18 protein-coding genes and 1 pseudogene are annotated in these 20,884 nt (G+C 40.6%); 7 read left to right on the forward strand and 12 right to left on the reverse strand.

All coding sequences use genetic code 11. The annotated features are described in order from the left end of the window. Positions 1 to 85: 85 nt before the first annotated feature. Positions 86 to 1,228, reverse strand: a complete 1,143-nt coding sequence (locus DESGI_RS24075; protein WP_006523811.1) for a copper amine oxidase N-terminal domain-containing protein — start codon at positions 1,226 to 1,228, stop codon at positions 86 to 88. 386 nt (positions 1,229 to 1,614) lie between these two features. Here DESGI_RS24075 and DESGI_RS19020 point away from each other — a divergent pair, with 386 nt between their 5' ends. Further along, positions 1,615 to 1,887 carry a hypothetical protein gene (locus DESGI_RS19020; RefSeq protein WP_006523810.1) on the forward strand — a complete coding sequence of 91 codons (273 nt, stop codon included), beginning with the start codon at positions 1,615 to 1,617 and terminating at the stop codon, positions 1,885 to 1,887. Between the two features lie 179 nt (positions 1,888 to 2,066). Here DESGI_RS19020 and DESGI_RS19025 read toward each other — a convergent pair whose 3' ends face one another. After that, entirely contained in the window at positions 2,067 to 2,249 is a 183-nt protein-coding gene (locus DESGI_RS19025; RefSeq protein WP_006523809.1) for a hypothetical protein, read from the reverse strand. A 382-nt stretch (positions 2,250 to 2,631) separates the two neighbouring features. Between DESGI_RS19025 and DESGI_RS19030 the strand changes: the two genes are divergently transcribed. Then, on the forward strand, positions 2,632 to 3,150 hold the full coding sequence (locus DESGI_RS19030; RefSeq protein WP_006523808.1) for a nitroreductase family protein: 519 nt from the start codon (positions 2,632 to 2,634) through the stop codon (positions 3,148 to 3,150). 170 nt (positions 3,151 to 3,320) lie between these two features. On the opposite strand, the gene DESGI_RS19035 is transcribed toward DESGI_RS19030, so the two are convergent. Together DESGI_RS19035 and DESGI_RS19040 are read right to left on the reverse strand one after the other, a co-directional pair. Next, positions 3,321 to 5,012 carry an FAD-dependent oxidoreductase gene (locus tag DESGI_RS19035; RefSeq protein ID WP_006523807.1) on the reverse strand — a complete coding sequence of 564 codons (1,692 nt, stop codon included), beginning with the start codon at positions 5,010 to 5,012 and terminating at the stop codon, positions 3,321 to 3,323. A gap of 375 nt (positions 5,013 to 5,387) precedes the next feature. Continuing rightward, positions 5,388 to 5,888 carry a hypothetical protein gene (locus tag DESGI_RS19040; protein WP_006523806.1) on the reverse strand — a complete coding sequence of 167 codons (501 nt, stop codon included), beginning with the start codon at positions 5,886 to 5,888 and terminating at the stop codon, positions 5,388 to 5,390. A gap of 343 nt (positions 5,889 to 6,231) precedes the next feature. On the opposite strand from DESGI_RS19040, the gene DESGI_RS19045 reads away from it, so the two are divergent. The 5 genes from DESGI_RS19045 to DESGI_RS26225 all read left to right on the forward strand — a co-directional run bounded on the left by DESGI_RS19045 (position 6,232) and on the right by DESGI_RS26225 (position 10,439). Further along, positions 6,232 to 6,627: a GntR family transcriptional regulator gene (locus DESGI_RS19045; protein WP_006523805.1), complete on the forward strand. Its 396-nt coding sequence runs from the start codon at positions 6,232 to 6,234 to the stop codon at positions 6,625 to 6,627. Continuing rightward, positions 6,614 to 7,516, forward strand: a complete 903-nt coding sequence (locus tag DESGI_RS19050) for an ABC transporter ATP-binding protein (protein ID WP_006523804.1) — start codon at positions 6,614 to 6,616, stop codon at positions 7,514 to 7,516. Before DESGI_RS19045 ends, DESGI_RS19050 begins: the two co-directional genes overlap by 14 nt. Beyond that, positions 7,488 to 9,587: a DUF6449 domain-containing protein gene (locus tag DESGI_RS19055; RefSeq protein ID WP_006523803.1), complete on the forward strand. Its 2,100-nt coding sequence runs from the start codon at positions 7,488 to 7,490 to the stop codon at positions 9,585 to 9,587. The genes DESGI_RS19050 and DESGI_RS19055 overlap by 29 nt, the downstream gene beginning before the upstream one ends. Before the next feature lie 193 nt (positions 9,588 to 9,780). Then, positions 9,781 to 10,284 carry an RNA polymerase sigma factor gene (locus DESGI_RS23345; RefSeq protein WP_006523802.1) on the forward strand — a complete coding sequence of 168 codons (504 nt, stop codon included), beginning with the start codon at positions 9,781 to 9,783 and terminating at the stop codon, positions 10,282 to 10,284. A gap of 20 nt (positions 10,285 to 10,304) precedes the next feature. Then, positions 10,305 to 10,439 carry a hypothetical protein gene (locus tag DESGI_RS26225; RefSeq protein ID WP_281168061.1) on the forward strand — a complete coding sequence of 45 codons (135 nt, stop codon included), beginning with the start codon at positions 10,305 to 10,307 and terminating at the stop codon, positions 10,437 to 10,439. A gap of 378 nt (positions 10,440 to 10,817) precedes the next feature. On the opposite strand, the gene DESGI_RS24845 is transcribed toward DESGI_RS26225, so the two are convergent. The 8 genes and pseudogenes from DESGI_RS24845 to DESGI_RS19095 form a co-directional block, all read right to left on the reverse strand. Next, on the reverse strand, positions 10,818 to 10,964 hold the full coding sequence (locus DESGI_RS24845; RefSeq protein ID WP_006523801.1) for a hypothetical protein: 147 nt from the start codon (positions 10,962 to 10,964) through the stop codon (positions 10,818 to 10,820). A gap of 169 nt (positions 10,965 to 11,133) precedes the next feature. Continuing rightward, positions 11,134 to 12,621: pseudogene (locus tag DESGI_RS19065) on the reverse strand (class I adenylate-forming enzyme family protein); the annotation flags it as partial. Between the two features lie 89 nt (positions 12,622 to 12,710). Then, entirely contained in the window at positions 12,711 to 13,868 is a 1,158-nt protein-coding gene (locus tag DESGI_RS19070) for an acyl-CoA dehydrogenase family protein (RefSeq protein ID WP_006523799.1), read from the reverse strand. A 2-nt stretch (positions 13,869 to 13,870) separates the two neighbouring features. Continuing rightward, positions 13,871 to 14,644, reverse strand: a complete 774-nt coding sequence (locus DESGI_RS19075) for an enoyl-CoA hydratase-related protein (RefSeq protein WP_015618009.1) — start codon at positions 14,642 to 14,644, stop codon at positions 13,871 to 13,873. Continuing rightward, the gene (locus DESGI_RS19080; protein WP_006523797.1) at positions 14,641 to 15,867 is read right to left on the reverse strand and encodes a 3-hydroxyacyl-CoA dehydrogenase; all 1,227 of its coding nucleotides are present in this window, start codon (positions 15,865 to 15,867) and stop codon (positions 14,641 to 14,643) included. The genes DESGI_RS19075 and DESGI_RS19080 overlap by 4 nt, the downstream gene beginning before the upstream one ends. 34 nt (positions 15,868 to 15,901) lie before the next feature. Continuing rightward, positions 15,902 to 17,080, reverse strand: coding sequence for a thiolase family protein (locus tag DESGI_RS19085; protein WP_337833207.1), 1,179 nt, complete (start codon positions 17,078 to 17,080; stop codon positions 15,902 to 15,904). Positions 17,081 to 17,432: 352 nt separating this feature from the next. Next, positions 17,433 to 19,310: a XylR N-terminal domain-containing protein gene (locus tag DESGI_RS19090; RefSeq protein ID WP_006523795.1), complete on the reverse strand. Its 1,878-nt coding sequence runs from the start codon at positions 19,308 to 19,310 to the stop codon at positions 17,433 to 17,435. 629 nt (positions 19,311 to 19,939) lie between these two features. Further along, complete coding sequence (locus tag DESGI_RS19095; protein WP_006523794.1) at positions 19,940 to 20,812, reverse strand: ABC transporter permease; 873 nt, start codon at positions 20,810 to 20,812, stop codon at positions 19,940 to 19,942. Between the last annotated feature and the right edge of the window lie 72 nt (positions 20,813 to 20,884).

Here is a 20,884-nt window from a genome sequence, read left to right on the forward strand (position 1 = left end):
ACAAATCTGTAGCTGTTTCAGACAGTAAAATCAACGGCAGTTTGCCATAATCCTTGCTTTTCCTGGTAAAAATTATCCCCCTGAACTAAAACTCTTGTGGATTAAATTCCCGCATTTTTAATAAATCATCCCGTTCCAAATTCATTATATTTTCCACATGTTCTTGGTCAATATTATATCTATACAGTTTATAGTGCTCCGATGGGTACTCGCTTATAAAGTCCAAGCATTGTCCATCCTTGTGCCACAATATATAAGAGGTGGTGATGTAAACGCCTTCTGCAGGTATTAACGATAAAGCTTTATTGTTCAAGTTATATATTGCCAGCTTACTTTGAGATGTGTCACCAAAAGAAAAAGCCAGTTTACTACCGTCGGGCGACCAGTTGTAAGAATGTATCGTCTCTACAAATCCTTGTCCCTTGGATTCGAGATAATCATTTAAAATGATATATTCTCCGCTGTTTAGATTAACAATGATTACTTTAAAACCATAGTGAAAAAAAGCATTCACGGCCAAATATTCGTCACTGGCGGACAGACTCAGTGAAGAAATGGATACCGGCTTTTCAGCAAGCTTAATATCATGCTTTGTGTTACCCTTTTCTATAGTCATAGAGCTTATTATTGTATCCGATGTATGCATTTCTTCCGACTTTGACTTATGGGCAACAAACATAATGTCGTCGTTTTGCCAGGTAATTTGATTTTCATTGATTTCTTTTTGGGGGTTGTATTCACGTAAATAATAAATTGAAGTATTAACGCCGCCTGGTGCTTCAGTATCAAATTCAGGTCCACCTTTTTGACTTATTATCGCCGTTCGGCTCCCGGCATCCCATTTAACTCCCGCACCTAATGCTTCAGAAACAAACCTCAGCGGAACCATAGTTCGTCCTTGAATGACTTTGGCCGGGACATCTAAAGGAATAGCTTCTTCGTTCAGAAAAACATGTGTTGAGAATGTTTGAAGGCGTATTCTGTTTTTTCCTTTAGTAGCAATGATAGTTTCAGTCGTCGCATCATAATCAACCACAGCACCTAAAGCTTCAAAAATAGCTCGAAGTGGCACCAGTACCCGGCCTTTTTCAAGAACCGGTGGGACATCAAGCTGGAGTTGCTCATCGTTATGAATTACCGTCATTGGCTGAGCCGCCATAACATTATTTGGTAAATTAACTGTTAATAATACTACAACTAATAAAATTGCCAACCAATTTTTCTTCAAGCGAAAAACCTCCTTTGCCAGTCTTACTTATAGACGAGGGGAACCATTTATTTGGTTCCCTCTAATCTAAAATACAACTCCTAAAATTAATTAATTGTACATGTCACTTACCCATCACACAACAAATTTTGAACATTAGGTAAGTATTTACTTGTCATGTGAGTTAATATATCATTTATGTGGAAGGAGAATACATATTCAATGTTAATTTACCTGATTATTTCATTTATTATTTAAAGTATATGCATGCAAAAAGGCTAACAGGGAATATTGTGCCCGGAAGTCTTTTTAGTGCCGGGGACTGGGATAAATCTAATTTTCCGATTACGGTTTCCATAGAATGATACCCTAAGCTTTGTCCTGATTTGGAAAGGTGGTGTAAAATAATGTCCCTTGATAAACAGGCCGAAATAGCTCGACGGATGACTGGTAGTAAACTAAGCAATCAAGAAATATTTGCCATGGTAAGAAATATAAATCAAGATACAAAGAAGAAAATTTGCCCCGAAATAGATCAAATGATAAAAGACATCAATTTACCGTTAGACAAAGCTTATCCTTCGGTTATGGTTGGTTTTTATAAAATGTCTGTACATTATAATATTGATTCAGCAGTCTTGTTCTGGATTTATATGGAATGGCTGAAATATAACAAATAATAGAGTGGAACTGTTTGCTCAGATCAAAGCAAATGTCGGATAAAAAATTGAAATTAACTGACATATTCGGAGGTCGAGAAAGTCCATATGGATTCTTGACCTCCAGTATGTGTTAGGAAAATTTTAATGGGGAAAATCGCCCTTTCAAATTTTCCTAAAGGGGACTGTCCCTGCACACGTTATTCGCCATTGCGCACTTTTTTTAAAACAGCTTTCAGGTGCATTTCGGCGGCCGATAATTCGTAGATAGCTACATCCACCATATCCGGAGTGCTGGCATTGTTAAATTGGTTTTGGGCTATTTGCAAATTAGTAAGCGCTTCTGTCAACGAAGGGTCATAAAAATTATATCCTTTATACACCACTATCCCTCCGGGTTGTTATCCAACTTTGAATCGTTGTGGCGGGGTACTCTCGAATTAGTATACACAAACTGCCGAGCTTATAACCAGCAAGCGTGCCGGTATTAATTGAGTAAATCGTATGCCACTTGAGAAACGGCCTCAACGGAAACGAGTACAAAGACTTTTTCTATTCTTTTAGAAAATTAAATGCTTGCGGGAACTTCTTATAAGTCTTGTAGAATAAATGACCATGGTGGTCAAGATGCTTTAAAAAAACCCATTAATAATTTCAGGCGTATTTCAAATAATAATCAATATAAGATGCATACAACCCCACTGCGATATTTATCTATATCGACTGTGGAACAATGAGCTTTTACTCTTTTCTGAGGTGATGCAAATGAATGTATACCAGGCCATAATTAATCGCCGGTCTACAAGGAAATTCAAGGGAGATATTGTTTCCGACCAAATAATCCTTAAACTGCTTGACGCAGCTCGTTGGGCGCCTTCAGGCGGCAATATTCAGCCTTGGTTTTTTTATGTGGTTGAGGACCGGAATAAGCGCGAGCAGTTGGTCGCAGCGGCTTTGGGACAAAAGTTTATTGCCGAAGCACCTTTTTGTATAGTAGTCTGCGCCGAGCCGGAAATGTCAGCCATCCGGTATCAACAACGGGGCGCGGAACTATATTGTTTGCAGGATACCGCGGCGGCGGTGCAGAACATCATGCTGGCCGCGCTGGAAGAAGGATTAGTTAGCTGCTGGGTAGGAGCCTTCCAGGAAGACAAGGTGCAGCAGGCTTTTGATATGCCCAGGAATAGAAGGCCGGTGGCCATAATACCCATAGGTTATCCGGTCAAAGAACCGGGCAAAGCCCCCGTCAGGAAGGAAATCGCAGAGATTAGCCACTGGGTATAAAACGCAAACGACCGGGATATAAATCAGCATTGTCTGATAAATATACATGAACTACTTATAGGTGTTTTTTATTTTTGGGGTTACAACGAACCATAAATGTGATAATGAGCCTTGCATAAAGTGCGGAAGAACCCTTTTTTAATTAACAAAAACCCGGCGATCCGCCGGGTCTACTTCTCTTGCCTGGTCATTTGTTCATTCATATTAACGGCCTCGCCGTATTGATAAAGCAGCGCCTGGTAAATATCGTAGCCACCGCTTAAATTCACAGCGTCAAACCCGTTTTGCACCAGTATGCGGTAAGCGATATAGCCCCTTAAACCGATCTTGCAATAAATAATTATCCTTTTGTCCCGGGGTAATTCATTTAATCTTTTACGTAGGCTGTCCACCGGTATATGCACCGAGCCTTCTACATACCCCTGTTGACGTTCTTTATCCGTCCGTACGTCCAACAGGATATAACTGTCCTCGAGCAAGTTGTCCAGCTCTTCCCAGTGCATCACCCGCACATCGCCCTTTAAAATATTCGCCGCCGTAAAACCCGCCATGTTCACAGGGTCTTTGGCGGAAGAATACGGCGGGGCGTAAGCCAGTTCCAACTCCTCTAGGTCGTAAACAGTAAGCCCCATCCTTACCGCCGTAGCCAGCACGTCAATGCGCTTGTCCACCCCGTCCTTACCCACTATTTGGGCTCCAAACAGAGTGCCGCCCTCGGGGGAAAAAATTATTTTTACAATCATCGGTATAGCCCCGGGATAATAAGCCGCGTGTGAGGGCGATATGGTATATGATTTGGCGTAGGGGGTCCCCTTTAATTGCAGCATTTTTTCATTGTTCCCCGTGGCCGCCGCCGTTAGGTCGAACACTTTGATGATGGATGTGCCCTGGGAACCTTTAAATTCAACCTTTCGGCCGGCGATATTATCCGCCACTATCCTGGCCTGCTTGTTGGCGGGCCCGGCCAGGGGAATCAGGGCTGGCTGACCATTGACGATATCCTTTACTTCAATGGCGTCCCCCAGGGCGTATATATACGGGTCCGAGGTGCGCAGGCAATCATCAACTTTAATTCCACCCCGCTCGCCAATAGCAAGACCCGCATTCCGTGCCAGCCTGTTTTCCGGCTTTACCCCCACGGCCAGAAGCACTATATCTGCTTCTACTTTTCTACCGCTGCTTAAAGCCACCTCAATATTCCCTTGTCCGTCAAAGCTCTTGACCCCATCATTTAAAATAATCTCTATACCTTTATCCATCAGGGTTTTTTCCACCACTCTGGCCATCTCCACATCCAGGGGCCCCATAATCTGCCCCGCCGCTTCCACTATGGTAACGTCCGTGCCCAGGTGCTTTAAATTCTCGGCCATCTCTATGCCAATGTAGCCCCCGCCGATTATCACCGCCCGGCGGGGCTTTTTCTCCGTTACCAGCGCCTTGAGCTGGTCGACATCAGCCATGTTTCTTAAAGTATAGATCCCTTCCCGGTTTATACCGGGTATGGAGGGAATAATTGGCGACGCCCCTGGTGAAAGGACCAGGTAGTCGTAGCTCTCCCGGTAAGTTTGGCCACTGGAAACCACTTCCACCTCCCGGGTGTCCCGGTGTATGGCAGTCACCTCGCTGTGGAGACGAATATCTATACTAAACCGTTCTTCCATCGCCTCTTCGGTCTGCACCAGCAGCTTGTCCCTTTCGTTGATCACGCCGCTAATGTAATAGGGCAGGCCGCAGTTGGCAAAGGATATATAGCCCCCCCGCTCAAACATTATAATCTCGACTGTTTCATCCAGCCTACGCAGCCTGGCGGCAGTGCCGGCCCCCCCGGCCACGCCGCCCACTATCAGCACTTTTTTGGGCATCAATTCATCCCCTTAAATTATGTTTTAGTATTCTAGTTATTTTACCCGCGCCCGTATAATTTACCCTGACTAATTGCCGCCTGCCGCCCGCGCATGATATCCCCACTTTGGCAGATGGTATTAGTACCTCTATGTGCAAACTTATCAAGATTATCTAAAACTTACTGATGATAAGGAAACCGCTGTGTTAAATGCCGCTTTATCCTTGCTCTGTACCGGGTGTGGTCTGCGCTCGTAGGTGTGGCCGTTCCATTTATAGAAATAACACACTTGAGCAATCACGGAATCAATGATGAGTTAATTTGGCAGGAATGGTTCTTTGAGCCTACCAGCAGGATTGTGCCGGGAATGCCTTCATAAAGAATACAATTAAAATTAGTAAAACCACTTCGTCGGCAGCAAAAAAGCCCACGGTGTTGTAATAATTGCAATGGTAATTGCCAATTTAAACCTTAGTTGTTTTTCGATTATTATTTTTTTCCAGGTAAACTTATAGTTAAATATAAATATAAATAACGATGATACAAGCATAGCAAATACCATAATTATGATCGCTACTGGATTGCTAAACGGGTCATAATTAATTGCCGAAATCACCTCATGCGGCAACCCTGTATTTGATATAAAAAATAATATTGAAGCACCTATTATATCTGCTAAGAAACCAAACATCCAAACTTTCAATATGCTTTGCTTATAGAATCTTTTAAGATCTAATTCTAATATATTACCCAACTTAAATATAAAGAAGCAAACCAATATGACCAGTGAATCAATAAGCAGATTGCCTATCAAAGTAATAATAACAATCGGGGGAAAAAAGAATAGCAAAAACCACGCGGGAAAAATTACATTATATAACTTAATTTGTTTCAATTCTATCTCCTTTAATCGGTTTACTATTTTGCAACATTTAACGCAGCGCCCTCCTTGAACCTCTTTTGATAATAATCGTCAGTATACTTGAGTATATCACGCACATTACTTAACCACCAACCACTATTTTCTCCGTAGAAAGAAGGTGATCCAGCCACACCTTCCGATAGGGCTACCTTGTTACGACTTCACCCCAATTACCGACCCCACCTTCGACGGCTGCTTCCTTGCGGCTAGCTCACCGATTAAAAAATAATCTGCCAATGTTTACAACAGGCAGGTTTTTTTATATAATAGCCGTACTAGCACTAATAGTACAGTTAACACGGAAAGGAGGGAGTTAATGTTTGATCTGGATTTAAGAAGCAGGCACCCTATTTACGAACAACTGGTGGAAAGATTTAAAGAGCTGATTATCAGCGAAGTTTTAAAAACCGATGAACAATTGCCTTCAGTGCGGGTACTTGCAAGCCAACTAACTATAAATCCCAATACTATTCAAAAAGCCTACCGGGAGATGGAAAGACAGGGCTACATTTATTCAATACCCGGAAAGGGCAACTTTGTCGCCCGGGTAATGCGCGAAGGGAATGCCGAGAAATTAGCCAGGCTTAGGGAAGAACTTGTTAAGATTTTATCTGAAGCTATTTATTTAGGCATGAAAAAGGAAGAAATCATTAAAATCATCTCAGAGCTATATGTCATGGTCAAGGGGGGAGAGAAAAGTGATAGAAGCTAGAAATATAAGCAAAATGTTTGATGATTCGGTAGCGCTGGCCGATGTCAGTATAAACGTAAAAAAGGGTTCAATTTATGGCTTGGTGGGTTCAAACGGCGCCGGGAAAACAACATTATTGAAAATATTGGCAGGGATTTATCGCCAGGACCAGGGGGAGGTTCTGATCGATAACCAAAAGGTGTTTGAGAATATAGATATTAAGTCTAAAACAGTCTTTATTCCGGACTCGTTATATTTCTTCTCTCAATATACTGTCAAGGATATGGCTAGATTTTATCAAAGGATTTACGACAACTGGAATGAGGAACGTTATCAAAAACTAAAAAATGTTTTTCAGCTTGATGAGCATAAGAAAATACAACGCATGTCCAAAGGAATGCAAAGACAGGCTGCTTTCTGGCTGGCTTTAGCGTTAAAACCTGATTATTTGATTTTAGATGAGCCCTTAGATGGTTTGGACCCTGTTATGAGGCGAAAGGTTAGAAATTTAATTATTCAAGATACAGCCGACAGGGAGATGACGGTGTTGATATCATCCCATAATTTAAGGGAACTTGAAGATCTGTGCGACTGTATAGGTGTCTTGCATCAAGGCAGATTGATTGTGGAGAAGGAACTGGATGATTTGAAATCCGACATACATAAGGTACAGGCTGCTTTTCCGGATGATGTTCCAGAAAACATATTTGAAAATGATGATGTCCTATACCGGGAAAAAAGAGGCAGTGTCCAGCTGTTCATTATCAGAGGGAAAAAGGATGAAGTCATCAAAAACGTCTCCCAACATCATCCCTTGATATTAGATATTTTGCCTCTGACATTGGAAGAAATATTTATTTATGAGATGGGGGAGATCGGCTATGAGATCAAAAACGTCATTTTTAAATAAAGGCTTTCTAATAAACGATTTTAGAAAATACAGTTGGGTGGCGGTGGCCTACACCCTGGCCCTAATCTTTATAATTCCGTTGAATATAGTAATGATGCTGGGTAACGAATATATTATTGATAAAAATGTTTTTAAAAGTCTTTTTTTATTCAATAACCAGGAATTACAGTGCATTTTAGTTTTGACGGTACCGGTTGGACTGGCTGTTCTCTTATTTCGCTACCTGCATGTCAGGACATCGGCCGATTCGCTGCACAGCCTTCCCGTTAAAAGAAGCAGCATTTACAGAAGCCACATTCTGGTCGGGATTGTATTGTTGATTTTGCCGGTATTGATTACAGGGATTATCTCTATTATATTACAACTGTTTCTTGACCTGGGCAGTTACTACAGCATTAACGATGTATTCAGGTGGATAGGCATAACCACCTTGATGAATTTAACGATTTTCCTTACCTGTGTATTTGTTGGTATGCTGGTGGGCATTTCGACGGTGCAGGGCGTTTTAACTTATATTCTCTTGTTTTTTCCGGTGGGCATAACTGTTTTAATCACCTATAATCTTGAATTTTTTGTATATGGCTTTTTGTTTAACATGGATTACCAATTGGAAAAACTCTCCCCCATCACTAGAATTTTAGAAGGCTTTTACCCTATAAAAGAACGATTCATGAGCGGTGCTGAAGTACTGGCTTATGTGGCAATCTGCCTGGTTCTATATTTGTTGGCTGATTATCTGTATAAAATAAGAAATCTGGAAGCTGCCACCCAGTCAATTGCTTTTAGAAAACCGCGTAATGTTTTTAAATACGGCGTTACCTTTTGCACCATGCTGCTGGGGGGACTTTATTTTCAGCACACACAGCAGACCCTTGCCTGGGCGGTTTTTGGATATTTGGCAGGTTCTTTGATCGGCTATGTGGTGGCCGAAATAGTACTGCAAAAATCCCTGGGCTTCTTTAAAGAAGCAAAGAGCTTTAAAGGCTATGCGGTTTTTGGCGCGGTGGTTATAGTTATGATGTTGGGAATCAGGTTCGACTTGATTGGATATGAAAAAAGGCTGCCGGAATTGGGGGAAGTCCAACAGGTTTATTTCAATGATAATTTTTATCAATATAACAGCCAAGAAAAATACACTACTGTTTTTTTCTCCGATCCCAATAATTTACAACACATTTACCGGCTTCATGAAAATATCATTGAAGATAAAGGGCAAAATTATTTGACCGGAAAGCAAAACCAAAAAAGAGATGCCATTTTTATTTACCATTTAAGTGATGGGAGCACCATGACCAGAGGTTATCGAATTGATTATGATAAATACACCAATTATATAAAACCCATCCATGAATCCAAAGAATATAAGGAAATACATTATGATATTCTTCATGTCAACCCTGCCGACGTAGAGAAAATCACCTTGCGTCCCAATATGAGATCCAGTAAATACAAAGAGGCGGTAATATTAGATCCGGCGGAGATAAAAGAAGCGATTGATACTATGAAACAGGATGTTACGATGGCAACTTATGAACAGATGACGGGGCAAAAGGAACCATGGGCCAGTGTCAGCTTGTTAATTGCCAATAATAAGCTGGACAATTATCCGAAATTGGTTGAATCTCAGCCTCAAACCACCAAACAGTACGATAGAGATAAGCATATCAATGCCTCCTGGCATAAATACGATTATTTGCTGGAAAACTGGCTGAAGGAGAAAGGTTATTATCAAAAGGCCAGAGTTTTACCGGAAGAAATATCCTATGCTGTGGCGGAAAAGATAGAAAGCCGGGAGCAGTGGGAGGAAAAAAGAATGCGGGGGTTTGAGGAAACAGGAAACACAGGCGATGAAGATGTTAGAAGATTAGAAATCACGGATAAAAACCAAATTGAAACCTGCTTGAGGGAATATCGCTATCAATGGGTTTTGGATGAATCCTTCACTCAAAATACTGCCAGTGACGATAGATATATAATCAGCTTTTACGGAGAGGATAAAGAGCGTTTAAATTACGGCTGTTTTACAGGCGACAATGTACCTGATTTTATCAAGGCATATTTTGCAGAGTAACTGCGCAACATTTATCCGCATTGCCCGGGAGCATATGCTGTTAACCCGGGTTGGGGCAGCGTTGGTCACCGCGTAATGCGTACATGGTGACCAACGCCGGCTGCTCTCATTTGTTGGCGAAAATTTTATACAAATATCAATGCATTGCTCAGTAACCCGTTAACCGCATTTTTGAACGAAAAGGGGAAGGGACATGCCCAAACTGGGTGAAATGTTTAAGCAGGGTAATTCTTCCGAGCAAATAGTAAATTTACTCTACAACACAGGCTACAGATTAACCGGTAGTCACAAGAAAACTCAAGAACTGTTAAAGGGCGTTTTTAAAGCATTAGACGGTGATATAAATTTAAATACAGCTTTGATAAACCTGTGTTTAATATACAGAAATAAAGCCACAACGGGTTGGACCCCAAATTTACCTAAAGACTTACCTAGAGCTAAAAGCAGCCCGCCGACCAAAGACAATAGTACAAACAAAATCCAAGCAGCTCTTTTAACGCTACCGCCTACAGAAAGGCTAGTATTGGTTTTGCGAGATATATTAGGACTGAGTTATGTCGAGATAGCAGAGATGACCGGTATAGAAAAAATAGCTGTAACCCGGCTGCTGAATACGGGACGGTGGGAACTACGAAAACAATTAGTACCGCCTCCGGGGCAAATCAGGCTGCATGAAAAATATTCTGCAGCGAAGTAAGTTTTTTAAATGTATAAAACTTGTACCATGCGCCAAAAGGACTGGATCAGGAGTTGGAAGAATACTTTGAGTACCTTGAGTATCTTAAAATAGAAGATGAAGTGATTCAAGAGCACGGTTACCGGTCCAGAGCCGGAACTCGCACCACCATCTAGGTTAATAGCATTGTAGGTACCACCTAGGTGTGGGGCAGCGTTGGTCATCGCGTAATGCGTACATGGTGACCAACGCCGGCTGCTCTCATTTGTTGGCGAAAATTTTATTATAAAAATTTTATCAAGAACCGGTTTCTTTTTGGATTTCACTTGGTGAATGAATACTTTTATCAATTCCTATAAGGAGGATGTATGCTAAAATTCCGATTCCAAGTCCCCATGTCGATCCTTTCAAGGCAATAAGCATGGCTATAAATAGTGTAATCCCTCTTTCTATGTTACTGTTGACCATTGACATGGCTATATAGGCGCAAGCAAAACCTGTCAATAACAAAGTTAGTGACAGCGCAACTGGCATCAGAGGGATTATAAAAGTTACTACTGGCGCAAAAAATAAAAGTGGCAGTGCTCCCCTTGCAACACGTCAAGCCAGTAAACTTTAACATGAATAAATGGTATTCTTGCAGTAAATGGTCCCCAATTAATTCCTGGCTGCACCGAACCATATTCTCTTTCTATTGCCATTTTCAAAAAGCCCCCGATCTTTCATATCTTAATTAAAATACATCCCGTAAAAATACCACCTGCTCCGTTTTATACAGGTTTCAAGCAAGTGGTCAGCTAATGTATAAGCTATTTAGCCCAAATATAATTTCTTAATATCAACATTTTCATAATATTATGATATTTCTAACTATTTTTTATATTTTTCTCTTAACCTATTTTTCAAAACTTTCCCTGTAGCGTTTCTTGGTAGGTCGGAAATAAATTCAATTGATCGAGGAGTTTTATAACCAGCTAAATTTTCTCTGCAAAACTTAATGATACCCTCCGGATCTTCTTGCTGTCCAGATTTTAACACTATAACAGCATGAACTCTTTCACCCCATTTTTCATCAGAAACACCAATAACTGCCGCATCAGCTATCGCTGGGTGTTGGTATAGAACACTTTCTACCTCTTTAGAAGAAACGTTTTCGCTACCACTGAGAATCATGTCCTTTTTCCTATCAACAACGTATAAATAACCATTGCTATCAAAGTAACCGATATCGTTTGTATGCAGCCAACCCTCGCGTAGAGTTTGGGTGTTCTCTTCCGGCATCTCCCAGTAACCGAGCATCACATTTGGCCCCCTAGCGATAATTTCGCCACGATGGCCAACCGGCAAATCATTATCTTGATCGTCAACAATTTTTACCCGTGTAAGAAATACTTCTCTTCCTGAGTGTTCGTTATATCGTCCTTCCAAAATATCTTGCCTTGTTACCGCGTCAATGGTAATAAAAGGAGACGCTTCTGTCTGAGCAAAAGAAACATACATAACTTCCAAATTCGGTAAAATATTAAATAGCTCTGTAGCAATTTTACCAGGCATCGGGCTACCCCCTGTAATAACAGTGCGCAGCGAACTCAGGTCATATTGCTTATAATTTATTTCCGAGTTTACTAACATAGTTAACGGGCCGGCAGTTGTTACTACTTTAGTAATACTTTCCTGTTGAATTCTTTCGTAAAATTTCTCGGCTTTATATTCTTCAAAAACTAATGTACAACCTGTAGCCAACATCCCCATTGCCATACATCCCATCACATGGAATAACGGTGCTGGGTAATAAACTATATCATCGTGAGTAATACAAACGCTTAAGTTTTCGTTAGCCGCATTGGCCGAAATATTTCCGTGTGATAGCATAACACCTTTAGGCATTGAAGTTGTTCCGCTTGTATAACTGATAACCGCCAGGTCTTTAGCTGATATTTCCACATTAGGCTCTAGCGGCGAAGATTCTTTAATTTTACTTTCATATAACATGTAGCCGTCAGCCGGTTCCATAGAAATAAAGTGTTTTATAGTAGGTATATGGGATCGGATTGAATCAATAATATTTGTATATTCACTGCCGACAATAATTGCTTTTGGCCGGCAATTATTGATAATGTAAATTAATTCTCTTTCGACCAGCCGGTAATTCAAAGGTACGGCAACCAGACCGCCCAGGGTAATACCGTAATAAAACTCTAAATACCAGGGACAAGTTTTATCTAGAAACGCCACCCGATCACCTTTTTCCAAACCTAAATTTAAAAGCATATTGGCCAATCTGTTACACCGCTGCGTAAATTCATCAAAAGTATATCTTACAGAATTATTAGCTACGGCTAGTTTTTCAGGATTACGTTCTTTGTTCCTAGTATATTAAATCTCTTGTTGTTGGTAACATAACAAGATAACCTCCTTACTTAAATTTGCATAAATTGTTTCTTTTATTAAAAGACACCTTTCTTAACCAGTGTAGAGGCAATGATCATTCTTTGAATTTCACTGGTCCCTTCATAAATCCTATTTATTCTGGCATCACGATAAAACCGCTCAATTGGATAGTCTGTCATATAACCTGACCCTGCAAAGATCTGCATCGCTTTATCAACTACCAAATCAATTCCCTCAGAGCAATATAGCTTGCAAATAGCAGCATCCATAGTGGTTGGTAATCCTTGGTCTAGCGCCCACGCGGTCCTATACACTATAGATTCCATAGTATAAGCACTTACCGCCATGTCGGTGAGCATCCACTGGATGCCCTGAAAATCTTGAATTGGCCTGCCAAATTGCTTGCGTTCCTTGGCATAAGCAATTGATAAATCTACTAGCTCTTTAGCAGCACCAAGGCACATGGCCCCAAGCGTAACACGCCCACCTGCCTCCAAAATTTGTCTTGCTAGTTTAAAACCCTTGCCTACCTGCCCTAAAACATTTTCAACCGGGACAACCATATCCTCAAAAAACAGTTCCGCTGTACTAGAAGCCCGAATACCCATTTTTTCCTCAATTTTACCCACATTGAAACCAGGAAAATCTTTTTCCACAATGAACGCGGTCATTCCACCCGGGTTATCAGGTGTAGAATCTACAATGGCAAAAACCACAATTACATCGGCAATCCCCCCGTTGGTAATAAACCTTTTAGTACCGTTAATAATGTAATGATCACCATTAAGAACAGCCCTGGTTTTCATACTGGCTATGTCCGAACCGGCATCAGGTTCGGTTATGGCACAAGCAGCTATTTTTTGACCCTCCACACAAGGAGTCATATATTTTTCTTTTTGTTCCGGAGTGCCGGTAAGATATATACCCATAACGCCTATTCCCTGGTGGGTTGCCAGCATTAGTGGAAAGGATGCACAACCTCTGGATAATTCTTCAAGCATAATACAAAGACCGGTAAAACCCATGCCCGAACCGCCTAATTCTGGCGGATATAATATACCGAATAACCCAAGATCAGCACCCATTTTAATTAATTCGGGATCAAGCCGATGGTTTCTATCTGCTTCTGCAGCCCTGGGTTTGACTTCTTTGTCAGTAAATTTTCTAATGATTTCCCTTAATAGTTCCTGTTCTTTGGTAAAGGTAAAATCCATAACTATTCCCCTTTCCGCGGACTAGACTTTTTGATAAATTCTATTGTTTTTTGCTTGGCGTCAGTGACATCCCATACTTCAAGCATAAGGTTTCGCTCCAGTTGTAACGCATCTTCAATGGGTAACATAAGACCCTCTTGTATCGCTCGTAGGTCATTCCTTACAGTAACTTCATTTTTAGAAGCGATAATATCGGCTAGTGCCATTGCATTATCTAATAAATCGGATTGTGAAACTACCTTTTCAACAAGACCGATTTTCAGCGCTTCATGCGCTTCAATAATTTCTCCTGTGAGAATCATTTTGGCAGCCCGGGGGGCCCCCACAATGCGCGGCAATCGCTGCGAACCTCCGTAACCAGGCATGAGACCGAAATTTATTTCCGGTAAAGCCATCTTCGCGTTTTCAGAAGCTATTCTGATATGACAAGCCATAGCTAGTTCCAGCCCACCGCCAAAACATATACCATTAATTGAGGCAATTACAGGCTTATTTAGAGTAGCTATTTTATGAAAGGTCATTTGACCGTTCCTGATAAATTCCCTCATCTCATCGGTTGTCTCCACCGCACCAATTTCGGAAACATCCGCCCCAGCACTAAAAAACCTTTCCCCTGCACCAGAAATCACCAGTACGCGTATCTCCGAACTTGTGGAAACCCGATCAAGTACAGTAACAAGTTCGTGTAAAACAGCACGGCTGAGGACATTTAATGGTGGATTTTCTATAGTTATTTTTAATACCGCATTTTGTTGAAACAGTTTTAAGAAGTTCAGTTTTCATTCACCTCGTTTAAATAAGTATAAAATCCTTGCTTACTTTTTATTCCATTGAACCCGGCTGCTACCATCTTTCTTAGTAGATATGACGGCCAGAACCTAAAGCTAATTTTTTGGGCAAAACGGTCCAAACTTTCTGTAAGACTATCCATCCCGATTATGTCAGCGTAGCGCAGCGGTCCCCCTTTGTCCTTTGGAAAACCGATACCGGATACCATTGCGAAATCAATTTCCGATGGTGTTGATATTTTTTCTTGTAAGCATATGACTGCTTCGTTAATCATGGGATAAATTAAACGCTCTGTGGTAAAAGCTACAGTATGTTTGGAATTTGTTTTTAAATTTTCAATTAACAGTAGCACATCCGGATTTATTTGATTACCCTTATAAAAACCACCGCCGCTTTTATCGCCAAGTAATTCTGCCCGTACCATCTCTTCCATCAAAAAGGGAGGTTTCATACGAGGGCCGTAATATTGTTCCATGATCCGCCCCGAGTGCACAAGGGTATCAATTCCTATAAAATCACACAATCTGAAGGGGCCCATGGGAAAACCATACTGCATAGCAGCATTATCAATATCCTGAATCCCTGCGGAACCATCCAAAAGAGTATACATGGCTTCATAGAAGTAAGGAACTAAAAGACGGTTAACCAGAAAACCTGCACATTCGGTCACTACCACGGATTCTCTGCCAACCAGGCGAACAAAATCAACAGCTGTTTCAATTGTTTTTGTACTTGTTTGCAGGGCAGGGATTACTTCCACTAGCTTCATCTTTTGCGGGGGATTAAAAAAATGCAATCCAATTACTTTTTGTGAATCCTTTAAGGTGGATGCTATTTCACTTATGGAAAGACTGGATGTATTGCTGGCCAAAATAGTTTGTGGCGAAGTTGCTTGCTCCAGACTAGTAAAGACCTTCTTTTTAATTTCCATAATTTCTGGAACAGCTTCTATAACTAGATCTACATCGAAAAACTCTTTTAAAGAGGTGGTGCCATTAATTAGGGCCAATCTCTCATGTAATTTCTCTTTCGAAATTTTGCCCTTATCCTGTTCACGTTGAAATGCCGATCTTATCCTTTTCATCGCTTTTTGCACTAATTCTTCATTCATCTCATACATTACAACCGTCAAGCCACTAGAAGCTACCACCTGAGTGATGGCCGCACCCATAATACCGCCACCAACCAGTCCTATTTTTTTAAACTTCATTTATTTCACCTCACTAACACAGCAAATTAATTTACTATCTCCGTTCCAGAATGATGGCCCCACCTAATCCACCACCCACACACATGGTAGCCAATCCCAGGGTTTTATCCTCCTTTTCCAGAATATTTAGCAACGTTGTGACTATCCTAACCCCTGTTGCCCCCACCGGATGCCCGAGGGCAATTGCTCCACCGTTTAAATTTACTTTTTCCTGGTCAAGATTTAGCTGTCTGATGCAAGTCAACGCCTGCGCGGCAAAAGCTTCATTGAGCTCAATCACATCAATGTCGGCCAAGGTTAACCCTGCTTTTTTTAGCGCTACCGGAGTTGCATATACCGGTCCCAAACCCATTCTCTCCGGCTCCAGACCGGCCCATCCCTGAGCTTTTATATAAGCTCGGGGTTTAAACCCAAGCGCCATGGCTTTTTCTTCACTCATAATCAGCATTGCTCCGGCGCAATCGTTTAAGCCACAAGCATTACCCGGAGTGACAGTTCCACCTTCTTTAAAGACAGCCGGAAATTGACTTAAGCCTTCTAACGTAATATCAGGATTTGGACCCTCGTCTTGATTAACAACTTCCTCCTTAACTTGCCCCCGGGCTTTTTTCCTAACGGTTACTGGTACAATTTCGTTAATAAAATTCCCGGCAATAGTAGCAGCTACCGCTTTACGGTGGCTAGTCAAGGCAAATTCGTCCTGATCTTCCCTTGATATATTGAATTCCTCCACCAAGTTTTCTGCGGTGCGGCCCATTATCTGATTACAAATTGGGTCCGTAAAACTTTCCCACAGCACATCGATGAATTGGCCATGGGCCAAGCGATACCCGAACCTGGCCTTAGGCAAAATGTAGGGAATATTGCTCATACTTTCCACTCCGCCCACCAAGAACACATCACCCTCGCCGGCACGTATAGCTTGAAAAGCTGTACCGATCGCTCTTAAACTGGAAGCGCAGTTAACATTTACAGTTGTACCTATTATCTTTAAAGGGAGACCAGCCCTTAAAGCGGCTATTCTTGCAATATTAGGGGCATCGCTTGGTTGAAATGAACAACCTACGATGCTTTCATCTATTAATTGCACATCAATTTGGGTTCTTTCAAGAATAGCCTTAATAACCTCTACCAGCAGTTCATGGGCAGGAATATCACGGAATTTACCGCCAAAAACACCCGTAGATGTTCTAACTGCATCTACAATAACCACTTTCCTCAACTGAAAAAGCCTCCTTTCTTTAGGTAACTAATTATACGTTATTATCTTAAATTTTCGCATTGTTTAGAATTAAACAAAAATTACATACTGTTTTGTGAATAACTAACAATAGCAATCGTCTAAAATGTCTTTGGGCCTTTTAAAAATATTACTTTAAAGCTTTTGAATTATTTGGGAATGACTTCTTAAAGGATGTGAATTGGTTAGTAACCCATTAACTCGGGAGACAAGCCAAGCGAAAATAAAAACAAAGCCAGAATATTCTGACTTTATTATCAGTTGTTCCTACCTTTAGTTTTAAGACATTGTGGGTTACCTCCCTTTCTTAGGTTTAAGGCAATAACTACAAACTTAAGATTTTTAACAATCTTAAGCCAAACTGGCAATGAAATCTGTCTTCTTCTGTAGAGAGATCTATTTTAGCCAATTCTTCAATTTTTCTTAAGCGGTATTTTAAAGTATTAGGGTGAATAAAAACTGCTTTTGCCGTCTCACTAAAATTACAATTATTGATTAAAAATTGTTCTAGAGTATTTATTAAATTGCCATTATGCATATAGTCATATTGTTTTAAAATACCTAGTTTGGATAAGGCTAATTCTTCCAAGCGAGCTCTATTTGTTGATTCCCATAAAACACCGTATAAACCCAACTGTTCAAATCCCATACTTATGTTCTTTTTGCCTAGGCATTTCATTATATCAGCAGCTTTCCATGCTTCTTCAAAAGACTTTTTATAATCAGTAAAATCAAGGCAAACCCGGCCCCATGTTATATTGACCGAGTGGTAACCGGTATTTTGCATAACCCATTCTTTAACAAGTTCAGCTACCCTTTCAGTAACGGATTCTTGTTTGTCTGTGCTCTCATTAAGCCCTAAAAGAATTAAAATTCGATTTCCTCTGATACCAACAACACTATTAAGAAATAACCTTTCTACAACAGAACCGACACCGGATTTAATAATATCAACGACATCATCTTCATTATCCTGATGTTCTTTTGTCGTTAAGTCGACAATCATTAGCCTGTGCGGTCTGGTAAGATCGCATCCCAGTTTTATTGCCCGCATAGTGACGTCTTTTTCGTTACCACTCAAGAAAAAAAGATCGTTTAAAACATCACCTTTAAGTCTTAGTTCGACTTCTAGAGCTGACCCCTGTTTTAATAATTCTAAAGAGCAGAGCGTGCAAGCGTGCTCCATGGCCATTATCTTAATCTCGGATAGCTCTTTCACCTCATGTACTAATACAAATCCCCATAATGCTGAGCCGCCTGCTATGGGTGATGCAATCCAGGTTTGGGTTACACCATTTCCCGCCATATAGTTAATTCTAGTCATATTTAGCCGATATTCGTCTTGTATCCATAGGGTCTTTAATCTCTTCTCGATATAAAAGTTTTGCATTTGTTTTTTTATTAAAAACCGTTCGTCTTTTGAAAACGACCCTGAACCACCGGTAGCAATAATATTATAAAATTTATCCATAATAATAACATTGCTGTCAACGATTTCATGTAGTGTTTGAGCAATAGCCTCAATCCCTTTACCCCACAAAACCAGTTTAGTCATCCTGCGGTGAATATCTATCGACCTTTCTTCAGCCAACATGGTTTGCAAATCTTTAAAATTAAATTCTGATTTAAAATCACCAACATAATCATTAGCCATTTCACCCCAACTTCCTACGGAACGCATTTCCCACGAACAATTATCATCGCCCTTACCCAAGCAATTTTTTTCTATACAAATGATATCCTGCCCGGTAAAACCGCTTGCAAACCCACTTGCATAACCCGTAGAAATCCAACATACAGGATATTTTGAAATACCGTAGTCTTTTATGTAATGTTCCGCCTCGTGGTTATTTTCCCATCTCCCTTTTAATAGATAATGTCCTGAATTAGGTCCAAATTGCAGTTCACTATCGATAACTACCCGGCCAATGCCCTTCCAATGGTACATAATAGGACCTAATCCGATAAATTTTATTTCATCACCATAATGACTTTTTACTATTTTAGAATCGTGGTATCCACACCTATAACCAAATCGAGTTAGTACACCCCTGGCCATATCTTTGCCGAGTGAACGAATAAGTTCTTGCTTTAATTTAACCAAGGCAATGGCCTGTAATAAAACCACACGTGACTTTTCAAAAGATATCTCACCTTGTTCTGGTTTGAATTCAATTAAGTCTTGGAAATTAAAAGATTTCATATCTTAAAACCCCCCTAACACCCATGATCATTTAATCATAACTGGATTTTCAATCATAATACTACTTGACGATAAAACTTCTAACGTTAGCATCAAAATAATTAAAGTTATTAAACTATTCTAAGTATTTAATCCATTCTATATATGATATTAGAAGCATGAATTATTAGAAGCTTTTGAGTTAGGAACACACTAATTACGGAATAACTGTATCCGTGGTATTAAGATCCGGGATTATGATGTTATTTATATGTTTAAGGACATGCCTCATTTCAAATACATGAACCAGGAGCAAACAAAAAATACGGCATAGAATCTAATTCAATTAAAAATTACTGAAATAGATGGATACATAGCAATTATACCTATACCCAAAGACCCAATAAAGGCTGCAAGAGGCATGCTTCGTGGTGGCTGGGGAAATCCGGTAAATAGGTCCGGTTTCTTTTAGTTACAATAACTGGCTTCCGGATTGCTTTTGGTTGGTGGAAAAAACCAATCCGGTAATCAATGTCCTTAGACCATAAACGTTTAACCAGCAATTTTCGACGATAATACGTGATCGTTTTAGATGGGATGAAAAGTGGCTGACTGCAAATAACTAATGGGCACAGTATTGTGCCCATTAGTTATTGTTTAATTACTTGTTTTTGGCCGGAGCTTTGTTGGTTACCTAATCCTTGCAGCAGCCGGTCGATGACAATGGCTAGAATAACAATACATATACCTGCCTCAAGACCACGTCCAACATCAATCCGGCCAATTGCAATCAGCACCGGTTCACCTAAACCGCGTGCACCGATCATTGAAGCGATAACCACCATCGCTAATGCCATCATAGTTGTCTGGTTAACCCCCGACATTACACTAGGCATGGCCAGTGGGAGTTGTATCTTGAATAGCAATTGCATCCTGGTGGCGCCAAACGCTTTGCCCGCTTCTATTACATCTTCGGAAACTTGTCTTATCCCGAGATTAGTAAGACGTATAATTGGAGGTAAAGCATATATGAGGGTGGCAAATATACCCGGAACCTTTCCCAAACCGAAAAACATTAATGCCGGAATCAAATAAACAAAACTGGGCATAGTCTGCATAGCATCCAAGACAGGCCTTAAAAAGGCTTCAAGTTTTGAATTGGAAGCCATCAAAATACCTGTGGGAATACCAAGCACTACAGCAATAAAAACTGCCACACCTACAATGGCCAAAGTCTGCATCATTAAATCCCACATACCTAAACTACCAACCGCGGTCAGCATTATTCCCATTACTGCACCGGTTAACCATGATTTAGTAACCCGGCAGCCTAGAAAGATCACCAATATTACCACCAGCCACCAGGGGACCCAAAGTAAAAAGGATTCGATTAACATGAGCATCCAAAGTATCGTTGTTGAAATGTAATCAAAAACCGCGCTGTACTTGTCCAAAATTACTTTCATGAATTCGTTTACAGGAGAAGCTATCGAAAAACGTAAAAAATCAGGAAATTCGTTCATTACTTATATTACACCTCATCTAAAAATATTGAAGCGAGCCAAAGGAAGATTAAGCAGTACGGACCCTTTGGC

Origin of the sequence: Desulfoscipio gibsoniae DSM 7213 (assembly GCF_000233715.2) — a bacterium.
In the GTDB taxonomy this organism is placed as follows: domain Bacteria; phylum Bacillota; class Desulfotomaculia; order Desulfotomaculales; family Desulfallaceae; genus Sporotomaculum; species Sporotomaculum gibsoniae.